Genomic DNA, 12,491 nt, shown 5'->3' on the forward strand with positions numbered 1-12,491 from the left:
GTACACAAGAGTGATCGCCGTCACGGCCGCCCCTAGCATCGGAACCACAAGGCACCGGAACCACACGTCAGCCGGTGCTGGTCGGATTTGTTTTTGAGAGAAGAGGAACACATGCGCCAGATCCGCGCATTGCGAGTTGCCGCCGTCGCCGCCGGCATCGCCCTGATGGCCACCGGCTGCGGTGCCACCGGCAAGAGCTCCACGGGTTCGGAAAGCTCCGGCGCTGCTGCCGGACCCATCACCGGCCTGCAGATCATGGTCCCCAACACCCCGGGCGGCGGCTACGACACCACCGCCCGCGCCGCTGCGAAGGTCCTCGACGACGAGAAGATCTCCACCAACACCGAGGTCTTCAACCTCGCAGGTGCCGGCGGCACGGTGGGCCTGGCCCGCGTGGTCAATGAAAAAGGCAACGGCGACCTCGCCATGCTGATGGGCCTGGGCGTTGTGGGTGCCAGCTACACCAACAAGTCAGAGTCGAAGCTGACCGACACCACGCCGCTGGCCCGCCTCATCGAGGAGCCCGGCGCCATCATGGTCAGCAAGGACTCCCCGTACAAGACCATCGATGACCTGGTGAAGGCGTGGAAGGCCGATCCCGGCTCCATCGCCGTAGGCGGCGGCTCCTCCCCCGGCGGCCCTGACCACCTGCTGCCCATGCAGCTGGCAGGCGCCGTGGGCATCGACGCCACCAAGGTCAACTACGTTGCCTACGACGGCGGCGGCGACCTCCTGCCCGCGATCCTCGGCAACAAGCTCGGTTTTGCCGCCTCCGGTGCCGGCGAGTACCTGAAGCAGATCGAATCCGGTGAGGTCCGCGTGCTGGCCACCAGCGGCGAGAAGCGCCTGGACGGCGTGGATGCGCCCACGCTGAAGGAATCCAACATCGACCTGGTCTTCACCAACTGGCGCGGCGTTGTGGCCCCTCCGGGCATCAGCGACAAGGACAAGGCTGCCCTGATCGCGGCACTGGAAAAGATGCACGGCACGGACGGCTGGAAGGAAGCGCTGAAGACCCACAGCTGGACCGATGCCTTCATCACCGGTGACCAGTTCAAGTCCTTCCTGACCGAGCAGGACAAGCGCGTGGCGGATGTCCTCACCAAGCTTGGGCTGGCGTGACCTCCCTGACCACAGGTCTCAAAGGCCGCTCCGAGCTGGGAGTTGCACTCCTGCTCGGGGCGGCCGGCGTCATGGTCTTCCTGGACGCCAACGGCCTGGCAACCCCGTATTCGAAGTCCGATCCGGTCGGACCCAAAACCGTTCCGTTCATCGTGGCCGGAATGCTCGTGGTCTGCGCCGTACTGCTGGCCATCAACGTGCTGCGCGGCGGCAAGGGTGAAGCTGAAGGCGGCGAGGACGTTGACCTCACGCACCCCGCCGACTGGAAGACCGTCCTGCCACTGGCCGGGGCCTTCATCCTGAACATCCTGCTGATCGACTGGGCCGGCTGGGTGATCTCCGGAACCGTCCTGTTCTGGGGCAGCGTCCTGGCTCTCGGCAGCCGCCGCTACGTCCGGGACGGCCTGATCTCCGTCGCCCTGTCCCTGCTGACCTTCTACGGCTTCTACCTCGGCCTGGGCATCGCACTGCCGGCCGGCCTCCTGGAAGGAATCCTCTAAATGGACGTCTGGTCCTCCCTGATGGACGGCTTCGCCACCGCCCTCACCCCCATGAATTTCCTCTACGCCGTGATCGGCGTCATCCTGGGCACCGCCGTCGGTGTCCTGCCCGGCCTTGGCCCGGCCATGACGGTCGCCCTGCTGCTTCCCGTCACCTATGCCCTGGAACCCACCAGCGCCTTCATCATGTTCGCCGGCATCTACTACGGCGGCATGTACGGAGGCTCCACCACGTCCATCCTCCTGAACACCCCCGGTGAATCCTCCTCGGTGGTCACCGCCATTGAGGGCAACAAGATGGCCAAGGCGGGGCGGGCGGCGCAGGCGCTTGCGACGGCGGCCATCGGCTCCTTCGTCGCCGGCACCATAGGCACGGCGCTGCTGGCCGTCTGCGCACCGATCGTCGTGAAGTTCGCCGTCAGCCTCGGCGCGCCCAGCTACTTCGCCATCATGGTCCTTGCCCTGCTGGCCGTGACCGCCGTGCTGGGGTCCTCCCGGTTGCGCGGTTTCGCGTCCCTGGGCCTCGGCCTGGCGATTGGCCTGGTGGGCATGGACTCGGTCACCGGCCAGCGCCGCCTCACCTTCGGCCAGCCGCTCCTGGCGGACGGCCTGGACATCGTCGTGGTGGCCGTGGCCATCTTCGCGGTGGGCGAAGCACTCTGGGTTGCAGCACACCTGCGCCGCACTCCCCTGCATGCCATTCCCGTGGGCCAGCCCTGGATGGGCAAGTCCGACTGGAAGCGCTCCTGGAAGCCGTGGCTGCGCGGCACGGCCTTCGGCTTCCCGTTTGGCGCGCTGCCCGCCGGTGGAGCCGAGATCCCCACGTTCCTCTCCTATGTGACGGAAAAGCGCCTCAGCAAGCACCCCGAAGAGTTCGGCAAGGGCGCCATCGAAGGCGTGGCCGGGCCGGAAGCAGCCAACAACGCTGCGGCCGCCGGCACGCTGACCCCGATGCTGGCCCTGGGACTGCCCACCAACGCCACCGCGGCCGTGATGCTTGCCGCCTTCACCTCGTACGGCATCCAGCCGGGTCCGCAGCTCTTCGAGAGCCAGGGACCCCTGGTGTGGGCGCTGATTGCCAGCCTGTTCATCGGCAACTTCCTGCTCCTGATCATCAACCTGCCGCTGGCGCCCCTGTGGGCCAAGCTGCTGCAGCTGCCCCGGCCCTACCTGTACGCGGGCATCCTGTTCTTCGCGACGCTGGGCGCCTACTCGGTGAACCTGCAGGCGTTCGACCTGGTGATCCTGCTGATCCTCGGCGCGCTCGGGTTCATGATGCGGCGCTTCGGACTCCCCGTGCTGCCGTTGATCCTCGGCGTCATCCTGGGACCGCGGATCGAGGGCCAGCTCCGCAAGACCCTCCAGCTGAGCGCGGGCGACCCGGCCGGGCTCCTGGGCGAGCCGATCGCCGTCGGCATTTACGTCATCATTGGCCTCATCCTGCTCTGGCCCTTTGCCTACAGGCTGTTCCGCCGGAACCGTCCGGAGCGCAAGCCGCTGGTTCCGGCCAATTCCGGCGCGGCGGACTACAGTGACTGAACAGCCGCCCCACTCATCTCCAGCAGAACAGGAAACAACATGACCGTCGTTGTGGGATACGTCCCGACCCCCGAGGGCGAAGCTGCCCTGACGCAGGCCATCGCTGAAGCACGGAAGAGCAACAGCACCCTGGTATTGATCAACTCCTCCAAGGGCGAAGCCGCCGTGGACAGCCGGTTTGCGCCGGAGGGTGAAATCCAGGACATCGAGCAGCGGCTGGCAGGCCAGGGCATCCAGTACCAGATCAAGCGCCCGGTCCGCGGCCACGACGCCGCCGCGGAGGTCCTGGACGCTGCCGAGGAGCACAACGCCGACCTGATCGTGATCGGCCTGCGCCGCCGCACCCCGGTGGGCAAGCTCATAATGGGCAGCACGTCCCAGCGCATCCTGCTGGAGGCGGACTGCCCGGTGCTGGCAGTAAAGGCCGGCTAGGCGCGGGGAGTGCCTGATGCTGCAGCGGCCGCCGGCGCCCGGAACAGTTCCTGGCGCTGGCGGCCCAGGCCTTCCACTTCCACCTCCACCACGTCGCCCGGCTGGAGGTAGGGGAACCGGCCGCTGAGGGCCACACCCTGCGGAGTGCCAGTGAGGATCACGTCGCCCGGTTCCAGCCGCATGTACTGGCTGCAGTGGTGGACCAGTGTGGGCGCATCAAAGATGAGTTCGGACGACGACGAATCCTGGCGCGGTTCACCGTTGACCCAGCTGCGCAGCGGAAGGGCGCCGCCGTCGATATCCTGCGCCGGAACCAGCCACGGGCCCAGCGGCGTTGACCCCGGGAGCGACTTCCCCTTGGTCCACTGGCCCGCAGCACCGGGCAACTGGTATTCACGCTCGGAGAGATCGTTCGCCGTGACGTATCCGGCGATGCAGGCCGCGGCGTCGCCAACGGAATCCAGGTAGCTGGCCTCCCGGCCGATCACGATGCCCAGTTCCACTTCCCAGTCGTACCGGGTGGACCGCGGCGGGAGCGGAGCGGGGTCATAGGGCCCGGTGACCGTATTGCTCGGTTTGAGGAAGACCACCGGAATGGTGGGCGGCTCGGCGCCGGATTCCGCCGCATGTGCGGCATAGTTCATTCCGATGCCCACCACGGTGCCGGGCCTGGCCACCGGCGAACCTACACGCAGTCCCGCGGCCTCCTCCAGCAGCGGCAACGCCCCTATCGCCAGGGCCTCCCGGACCTTCGCCAGGCCGCCGGCGGCAAGGAACCGGCTGTCAATGTCATTGGTCAGGGGCAGCAGGCTGAAGCAACGGGATGCACCCCCTGCCGCATCAACCAGCACTGCCGGCTGCTCCCTGCCGGGTTCGCCCAGGCGCATGATCTTCATACCGAATACTCCTCCAGCTGTACTAAGGGGGCCGCACGACCAAGGGGCGGGCGCGGACCCGAGGGGCCCCTTCCATGGTGGTCGATTCCCTGCGGAGCCGCGAACGGACGGTTTGTGACTGCCCGCCAAGCCCGCAAATAGGGCAGTCATCTGACATCCGGCAGGAGCAGTCGGTAGAATAACGGAGCCATCCTGGCACGAAACACAGAAAGTTCAGTACATGACTACAGCCACTTTGGAGCGGATCCCCGCCGCTGCCGGGGCCACCGAGGGGCCGTCCCCGCGGTCCATCGACCTTGAGTTCTCCAGCGCCAGCGAGGTCCACGCGGGGCTGGAAGGGGCGGTCGCAGAACTGATCGCGGTAGCAGCAAAAGACGCCACCTGCGGCATCCTGGTCACCAGGCTGCACCCGGGACGCTACACGGTAGCCCTGGATGAATCGGTACCGTTCGGCGAGACCTACGAGTCCATCGCCGCCTGACCGCCACCGGCCGGCCAGCCGTCCGCCCTTGGACGCGACAACGGCCGGCGCCGCCAACAGAAAACCCCGCACGCCATAAAGGCAATGCGGGGTTTTGTGTTGCCGCAGCAGGGCTCCTAGGCGCGGCGGACCTGAACGCCGTCGGACTTCAGGAAGAGCTGCTTCTCGGCGGGGCCTGACGGACCGGCCGGAACCAGCCACAGGACGTTCCCGCTCTGGGACACCTCTTCCACCTCCCCGGCAGCCACCACATGCGCATGCTTGATGATCTCGACCCGGTCCCCGGCCTGGAGGGCTTTCCAGTTGGACACCGCAGCGGAATGGGCATTGCGCCTCGACAGGACTGCCCCACGTGCTTTCATTTGAACTTCTACCCCTTTGTATCGTTCTGCCGCCACAGCTTCATTGATGTGACTTTCACTACATCTTCAGTTCTACTACAGTCCCGGCGCCGCGGTGGGCCGCGGCGCCGGAAATTCCGTCCTTTGGACAGAAGAACCGCAGCAACTGAAGATTCTTCGGTGTCAGGCGAGGGGCCCGACGGCGGATTCCGCCGCCCGGCGCACGTCACCCGAGGCAACCAGCCGGTCCGCCGCTTCCAGTTCCGGAGACAGGAAACGGTCCGTCCCCGGCCCGTCCACCACACCGCGGAGGGCAGCCACGACGGCGGCCCCGGCCGGGCCGGGCGTCAGCGCGCCGCCTGAGAGCTGGGTGCGGATGTCCAGGGCCCGCGCAGAGGTCACCAGTTCGATGGCCAGGACCCGGCGGAGGTTCTCCACCGCCTTGCGCAGCTTCCGCGCAGCGTGCCAGCCCATGGACACATGGTCCTCCTGCATGGCCGAGCTGGGAATCGAGTCCACGGACGCGGGAACGGCGAGCCGCTTGTTGTCCGACACCAGGCCGGCCTGGGTGTACTGGGCGATCATCAGGCCGGAGTCCACCCCGGGGTCTGCTGCCAGGAACGCGGGCAGGCCGTGGGAACGGGCGGGGTCCAGCATCCGGTCGGTCCGGCGTTCGGCGATGGAGCTGAGGTCGGCGACGGCGATGGCCAGGTAGTCCAGCACGTAAGCCACCGGAGCGCCGTGGAAGTTGCCGTTGGAGCTGACCCGGCCGTCGGGAAGGACCACGGGGTTGTCGATGGCGGCCGCCAGTTCCCGGGTCGCCACCAGCTCGGCGTGGTCAACGGTGTCGCGGACCGCGCCGGCAACCTGCGGGGCGCAGCGCAGCGAGTACGCATCCTGGACCCGGGAATCCCCTACCCGGTGCGACGCGACAATGGGCGAATCCGACAGCACGCGCAGCATGTTGTCGGCACTGGCCGCCTGGCCGGGGTGGGGACGAAGTGCGGCGTGCAGTTCGGGGAGGAACACCTGGTCCGTCCCCAGCAGTGCCTCGACGCTGAGCGCGGCGGTGATATCCGCCGTCGCCAGCAGCTGGCGGAGGTCGGCAATGGCCATCAGGAGCATGCCCAGCATGCCCTCCGTGCCGTTGACCAGCGCAAGCCCTTCCTTCTCAGCGAGGATGACCGGCTCGATGCCGTGCGCTGCCAGCAGCTCGGCGACAGGCCGCTCTCCCCGCCCGCCGTATGTGACGCCGTCGGGCCCTTCCGCCTCTCCCTCGCCCATCAGGACCAGGGCGCAGTGCGACAAGGGGGCAAGGTCACCCGAGCAGCCCAGCGACCCGAACTCGCGGACCACCGGGGTGATGCCGGCGTTGAGGACATCCACCATGGTCTGCAGGACCACGGGGCGGACGCCGGTGCGGCCGGAGGCCAGGGTCTTGGCGCGCAGGAACATGATGCCGCGCACCACTTCCCGCTCCACGGCCGGCCCCATGCCCGCGGCGTGGCTGCGGATCAGGGACTTCTGCAGCTGCGTGCGCAGTTCGTTGGGGATATGGCGGTTGGCCAGGGCACCGAAGCCGGTGGAGATGCCGTAGGCGGGGGTGTCGCTGGCGGCAAGGTCATCGATATGGGCCCGGACCTTGGCGACGGTCTCCAGGGCGTCCGGAGCGATGGCCACGGTGGCGCCGTGGCGCGCGACGGCGAGCACGTCCTCCGCAGTGACGCCGACGGAGCCGAGGGTGACGGTCAGCGGTTCGTGGGTTGTTTCGTGGGTTACGAGAGTCATGGAAGTTCCTTGTTGTATTCCCATCGACTGCTCCGTACTTGTCGTTTTCAGGGTTCTAAACGACAAGTACGGAGCAATCGATGTGGGGAGCCTGGGTTAGCGGGCCTGGGCGGGGTTCTCTTGCATGGGGATGCGGACGCCGCGTTCCTTCGCGACCTCAAGGGCACGGTCGTAGCCGGCGTCGGCGTGGCGGATAACGCCCATGCCGGGGTCGTTGGTCAGCAGGCGTTCGAGCTTCTGGGCGGCGAGATCGGTGCCGTCGGCGACGGAGACCTGGCCGGCGTGGATGGAGCGGCCGATGCCCACGCCGCCGCCGTGGTGCAGGGATACCCAGGTGGCGCCGGAGGCAGTGTTGAGCAGGGCGTTCAGCAACGGCCAGTCGGCGATGGCGTCGGAGCCGTCCGCCATGGCTTCGGTTTCACGGTACGGGGAGGCGACGGAGCCCGAGTCCAGGTGGTCACGGCCGATCACGATCGGGGCCTTGACCTTGCCCTCCTTGACGAGCTGGTTGAAGAGCAGCCCGGCCTTGGCACGTTCGCCGTAGCCCAGCCAGCAGATGCGGGCGGGCAGGCCCTCGAACTCGACGCGCTCCTGGGCGGCGTCGATCCACCGGTGCAGGTGCTTGTTCTCGGGGAAGAGTTCCTTGATGGCTTCGTCCGTGACGCGGATGTCTTCGGGATCGCCGGACAGGGCCACCCAGCGGAACGGGCCCAGGCCTTCGCAGAAGAGCGGGCGGATGTAGGCCGGAACGAAGCCGGGGAACTCGAAGGCGCGTTCGTAGCCGCCCTTGCGGGCCTCGTCGCGGATGGAGTTGCCGTAATCGAAGACTTCGGCGCCGGCGTCCTGGAATTCCACCATGGCCTGCACGTGCCGGGCCATGGAGGCCTGCGACTTCTTGGTGAAGCCTTCCGGGTCCGCCTCGGCTTCACGGTGCCACTCGTCCACCGAGATGCCCTCGGGCAGGTAGGACAGGGGGTCGTGGGCGGAGGTCTGGTCGGTGACGATGTCCACGGTGAGTTCACCGGCCTTATGGCGGCGGAGGATCTCGGGGAAGACTTCGGCCGCGTTGCCCACGTAGCCCACGGACCAGCCGCGGCGCTCCTCCTTGGCCTTGAGCACCTTGGCGATGGCGGCGTCGAGGTCGGTTTCCACCTCGTCCAGGTAGCGCTTGCCGGCGCGGCGGCGCAGGCGGGTCTCGTCGACATCGACAATCAGGCAGGCGCCATCGTTCAGGGTGACGGCGAGCGGCTGGGCGCCGCCCATGCCGCCGCAGCCGCCGGTCAGGGTCAGTGTGCCGGCGAGGGTGCCGTTCTCGTCGCCCGTGAGCTTGCGGGCGATGGCGGCGAAGGTTTCGAAGGTACCCTGCAGGATGCCCTGGGTGCCGATGTAGATCCAGGAGCCGGCGGTCATCTGGCCGTACATCATCAGGCCCTCGGCCTCGAGCCGGCGGAACTCGGGCCAGTTTGCCCAGTCGCCGACGAGGTTGGAGTTGGCCAGCAGGACCCGGGGCGCCCATTCGTTGGTGCGGAAGATGCCGACCGGCTTGCCGGACTGGACCAGCAGCGTCTCATCCTTTTCCATGGTTTCCAGGGTGCGGATGATGGCGTCGAACGCGGCCCAGGAGCGGACGGCGCGGCCGGTGCCGCCGTAGACCACCAGGTCGTCCGGGCGTTCGGCGACCTCGGGGTCCAGGTTGTTCATCAGCATGCGCAGCGGCGCTTCGGTCTGCCAGGACTTGGCGGTGAGCTCGGTGCCGCGGGCTGCTTTGACCGGGCGGGCACCGGTGGTGAAATCGGCGGGTGCCATGATGGGCTCCTTCGTGTGGTGTCTGTTGGAGGAAAGAAGTTCTGTATCAACTAAAGCCCTTGGCGGACGGGCTTCACAGGGGTTTTGCCGGGGTGCTGTCCGGTATTCCAGACGTGCCCGGCTTGCCAGGTTGCTCTATCACTTACGGCTCCCATTCCAGGGTTTTAGCAGCCGTAAGTGATGGGGCAACGATGGTTATTTGACCGGCCGCCCGTGGATGCGGACGGAGAGTTCGTCAGCCACCTTCTGGACGCGGGCAGCCAGCACAGGCCACTCCTCCGAGGGCAGCTTGTCCTCGAGGAAAGTGACTGCGACGGCGGCCGTGGGCCAGCCCAGGTGGTCGGTCACAGCGGCGGCGATGGAACCAAAGCCCGGCGTCACCTCGCCGTGTTCGGTGGCATACCCGCGCTGGCGCACCTGGTCCAGGTGCGAGGACAGCGCCGAGTACTTCATGATCGCGCCTTCCACCTCGTGCCGGGCCGTAAAGGCGGCGGCGTTCGGGTACAGCGCCCGCACCTGGGACTTGGGCAGGGCGGCCAGGATGGCGCGGCCGCTGGCGGTGAGGTGGCTGGGAAGCCGGACTCCGACGTCGGTTACCAGGGAGGGGCGGTTCTTGGCCCGCTCCTCGACGATGTACAGGACATCGCGGCCGTGGAGGACGGCAAGGTGGGCACTCTCCCCAATTGCGTCCACGAGCGAGGCAAGCAGCGGCCGGCCCAGCCGGGACAGCGGTTCCTGCCGCGAGTAGGCGGAACTGAGTTCGAAGGCGCTGATGCCCAGCCCGTAGCGCTGTTCCTCGTGCAGATGGAGGACGAATCCATTGGCCTCCATGACGCCCAGCAGGTGGTAGACGCTGGACCGGGGCAGGTCCAGGCTGGAAGCGATCTGGGAGGCGGCCATCGGCCCCCTGCGGGAGGCCAGCAGCTTGAGGATGCGCAGGGTGTTCTCAGCGGCAGGAACTTTTGACGACGCCTTGACGGACGCGCGGGGCGTCCGGGGTTCGGCACCTGCTGGATCGGTGCCGCGCGTTTCGGCGCTTAGTGCAGTGCTCATGGGTTCGAAGGGTCTTTCTGGTTGGCTCTGTCCGGAATCCCGTACTTAAGCTTGCGCCCTCGGCGCCCACAATCGCTGCTCCCCCAAGCCCAAGGTGTCTCGAATCCCAGACGCGCGGCGGTCCTGTCGGCCGACCCTCGGCGACATATCAGTCAGCCGCAGTGTTCCGGCCCCCATTGCCGATAAGTGCCATGTCGCAGACAGTCTGAGATGAAAGACACCAAGGCGCCGTGAGCCTCATCACGGTGCCGTGGAAAATGGTCTGCTGGTTAGCGGCTCCCCTCCCAATGACGAGAAGGTATTTCCATGCAACCAGCTCCAACCCCCACCCGGACCGACAGTCCGGCGGACCGGCAGAAGCCGGCCGACGCCGTCGGACGCGTCCTCAACCGCGGCCTGAACGTGCGGCACATCCGCTTCATGGCACTGGGCTCCGCGATCGGCACGGGCCTCTTCTATGGCTCCGCGTCCGCGATCCAGAAGGCTGGCCCCGCCGTCCTGCTGGCTTACATCATCGGCGGCGCCGCGGTGTTCATGGTCATGCGGGCCCTCGGCGAGATGGCAGTGCGGCATCCGGTCTCCGGTTCCTTCAGCCAATACGCGGGCCGCTACCTCGGCCCCCTGGCCGGCTTCGTGACCGGATGGACGTACGTGTTCGAGATGGCCATCGTGGCCATTGCCGATGTCACTGCCTTCAGTATCTACATGGGCTTCTGGTTCCCCCAGGTGGACCGCTGGATCTGGGTCCTCGTCGTGATCTGTTTCCTGGCCGCGCTGAACCTCCTGAGCGTCAAGGTCTTCGGCGAGCTGGAGTTCTGGTTCTCGCTGATCAAGGTCGCGGCCATCATCGCCATGATCGCCGGCGGCGCAGCCATCATTGCCTTCGGCTTCCAGGCCGGCGATTCAAGCGTGGCGCCCGGACTGGGCAACCTGGTGGAGCACGGCGGCCTGTTCCCCAACGGGTTCGAAGGCCTCCTGGCCTCCTTTGCTGTGGTGATGTTTGCCTTCGGCGGGATCGAAACCCTGGGCATCACGGCCGGCGAAGCCGCAGACCCCAAGAAGGTCATCCCCAAAGCCGTCAACACTGTCCCCGTCCGCGTCCTGCTGTTCTATGTCCTGACCCTGGGCGTGCTCATGAGCCTCTTCCCCTGGAACGAGGTGGGCAGCAACGGCAGCCCGTTCGTGCAGATCTTCAGCAGCCTCGGCATCCCGGCCGCACCGCACATCCTGAACGCCGTGGTGATCACGGCCGCGCTCTCCGCCATCAACAGCGACATCTTCGGTGCGGGCCGCATCCTCTTCGGGCTGTCCAACCAGGGCCACGCCCCCGCCGCGTTCGGCAAGGTTTCCCGGCACGGGGTTCCGTGGATGACCGTGGTGATGATGGCCGGAATCCTGCTGGTGGGCGTGGTCCTCAACGCCGTGATTCCGGAAGACGTGTTCCTGGTGATTGCCTCGATCGCCACCTTTGCCACGGTCTGGGTGTGGGTCATGATCCTGGCCTCCCACGTGGCAATGAAGCGCGAAATCGCGCGCAAGGGCCTGCCGGCGTCGGAATTCCCGTCTCCGTGGTGGCCGGCAGCGTCCGTCCTCACCATCGCCTTCATGGCGCTGGTGATCGCGGTCCTCGGCGCCTTCGAGGACACCCGGATCGCCCTGTACGTCGGGGCGGTGTGGCTGGGCCTGCTGGTCCTGGCGTACCGCCTGTGGGTCAAGGGTGATGGACGACGGCGGGCCCACCTTGAGGATGAAACCTCGCCGCTGCCCGTGGTCGCCCCCGGCCCGGGCAGCTAGGCCGAAAACACCCGGCGCCGGACACCAGTTCGCGGGGCTAAAATCAGCCATGGTTCCCGTGTCCAGCCTGGTGGCATTCGCCGTGGCATCCGTCGTCCTGATCGCCGTCCCCGGCCCCAGCGTGCTGTTCGTCATTGGGCGTTCCCTTGCGCTGGGGTGGCGGGGCGGCGTCCTCACGGTCCTCGGAAATGCGACCGGCCAGCTGGTCCAGGTCATCGCCGTGGCCCTCGGCGTGGGCGTGGTGGTGGCTGAATCCGTGGTCCTGTTCAGCATCGTGAAGTTTGCAGGTGCCGCCTACCTGGTCTTCCTGGGGATCCGGACCATCCTCCGACGGGGGCATGCTGCCCGCCAGCCCGCGCCGGCTCCGCCCTCCAGCCGCTGGACTTTGGTCCGGCAGGGGGCGCTGGTGGGCGCCACCAACCCCAAGTCGGTGGTGTTCTTCGTGGCAATCCTGCCCCAGTTCGTCGACTACCACGCCGGCAACATTCCGTTCCAGCTGGCCCTGCTCGGTGCGGTCTTCCTGCTGATCGCGCTGGTCTCGGACAGCCTGTGGGCCATCGCGGCGGGGTGGGCCCGGCTGTGGTTCGTCCGTTCGCCCCGGCGCGTCCCGGCGGTGGAGGCCGTGGGCGGGGCCATGATGATCGGCCTCGGCGGAACCCTGGCGTTGGCGGGATCGAAATCCTGAGACAGCGGCTGCAGAACAGGAGGTGCCCGGACCCCAGGGGACCGGGCACTTCCT

The 12,491-nt window shown here is 67.4% G+C and carries 12 protein-coding genes; 7 read left to right on the top strand and 5 right to left on the bottom strand.

The genetic code is table 11. The features are described 5' to 3' along the window. Positions 1-111 precede the first annotated feature (111 nt). The 4 genes from RM50_RS07225 to RM50_RS07240 are packed head-to-tail and all read left to right on the top strand — an operon-like array spanning position 112 to position 3,593. Positions 112-1,122: a Bug family tripartite tricarboxylate transporter substrate binding protein gene (locus tag RM50_RS07225; RefSeq protein ID WP_043451290.1), complete on the top strand. Its 1,011-nt coding sequence runs from the start codon at positions 112-114 to the stop codon at positions 1,120-1,122. Continuing rightward, the gene (locus RM50_RS07230; RefSeq protein ID WP_043451292.1) at positions 1,119-1,622 is read left to right on the top strand and encodes a tripartite tricarboxylate transporter TctB family protein; all 504 of its coding nucleotides are present in this window, start codon (positions 1,119-1,121) and stop codon (positions 1,620-1,622) included. The genes RM50_RS07225 and RM50_RS07230 overlap by 4 nt, the downstream gene beginning before the upstream one ends. After that, positions 1,623-3,161, top strand: a complete 1,539-nt coding sequence (locus tag RM50_RS07235; protein WP_043451293.1) for a tripartite tricarboxylate transporter permease — start codon at positions 1,623-1,625, stop codon at positions 3,159-3,161. It begins immediately after the preceding gene. Positions 3,162-3,200: 39 nt separating this feature from the next. Further along, the gene (locus RM50_RS07240; protein ID WP_043451295.1) at positions 3,201-3,593 is read left to right on the top strand and encodes a universal stress protein; all 393 of its coding nucleotides are present in this window, start codon (positions 3,201-3,203) and stop codon (positions 3,591-3,593) included. Here RM50_RS07240 and RM50_RS07245 read toward each other — a convergent pair. Then, positions 3,590-4,489: a fumarylacetoacetate hydrolase family protein gene (locus tag RM50_RS07245; RefSeq protein WP_043451297.1), complete on the bottom strand. Its 900-nt coding sequence runs from the start codon at positions 4,487-4,489 to the stop codon at positions 3,590-3,592. The genes RM50_RS07240 and RM50_RS07245 overlap by 4 nt on opposite strands. 220 nt (positions 4,490-4,709) lie before the next feature. On the opposite strand from RM50_RS07245, the gene RM50_RS07250 reads away from it, so the two are divergent. Next, positions 4,710-4,970, top strand: coding sequence for a hypothetical protein (locus RM50_RS07250; RefSeq protein ID WP_052260025.1), 261 nt, complete (start codon positions 4,710-4,712; stop codon positions 4,968-4,970). Between the two features lie 116 nt (positions 4,971-5,086). Here RM50_RS07250 and RM50_RS07255 read toward each other — a convergent pair whose 3' ends face one another. From RM50_RS07255 to RM50_RS07270, 4 genes are all read right to left on the bottom strand, one after another. Next, entirely contained in the window at positions 5,087-5,332 is a 246-nt protein-coding gene (locus RM50_RS07255; RefSeq protein ID WP_043451299.1) for a hypothetical protein, read from the bottom strand. 162 nt (positions 5,333-5,494) lie between these two features. Continuing rightward, positions 5,495-7,099: a histidine ammonia-lyase gene (gene hutH, locus RM50_RS07260; RefSeq protein WP_043451300.1), complete on the bottom strand. Its 1,605-nt coding sequence runs from the start codon at positions 7,097-7,099 to the stop codon at positions 5,495-5,497. Between the two features lie 96 nt (positions 7,100-7,195). Next, complete coding sequence (hutU, locus tag RM50_RS07265) at positions 7,196-8,905, bottom strand: urocanate hydratase (protein WP_043451302.1); 1,710 nt, start codon at positions 8,903-8,905, stop codon at positions 7,196-7,198. A gap of 195 nt (positions 8,906-9,100) precedes the next feature. Beyond that, complete coding sequence (locus RM50_RS07270) at positions 9,101-9,958, bottom strand: IclR family transcriptional regulator (protein WP_043451303.1); 858 nt, start codon at positions 9,956-9,958, stop codon at positions 9,101-9,103. A gap of 306 nt (positions 9,959-10,264) precedes the next feature. Here RM50_RS07270 and RM50_RS07275 point away from each other — a divergent pair, with 306 nt between their 5' ends. Both RM50_RS07275 and RM50_RS07280 read left to right on the top strand, forming a co-directional pair. Next, complete coding sequence (locus RM50_RS07275; protein ID WP_043451304.1) at positions 10,265-11,752, top strand: amino acid permease; 1,488 nt, start codon at positions 10,265-10,267, stop codon at positions 11,750-11,752. 49 nt (positions 11,753-11,801) lie between these two features. Then, the gene (locus tag RM50_RS07280) at positions 11,802-12,437 is read left to right on the top strand and encodes a LysE family translocator (RefSeq protein ID WP_043451305.1); all 636 of its coding nucleotides are present in this window, start codon (positions 11,802-11,804) and stop codon (positions 12,435-12,437) included. Positions 12,438-12,491 lie beyond the last annotated feature (54 nt).

This window comes from Pseudarthrobacter phenanthrenivorans, assembly GCF_000813845.1.
In the GTDB taxonomy this organism is placed as follows: Bacteria; Actinomycetota; Actinomycetes; order Actinomycetales; family Micrococcaceae; genus Arthrobacter; species Arthrobacter phenanthrenivorans_B.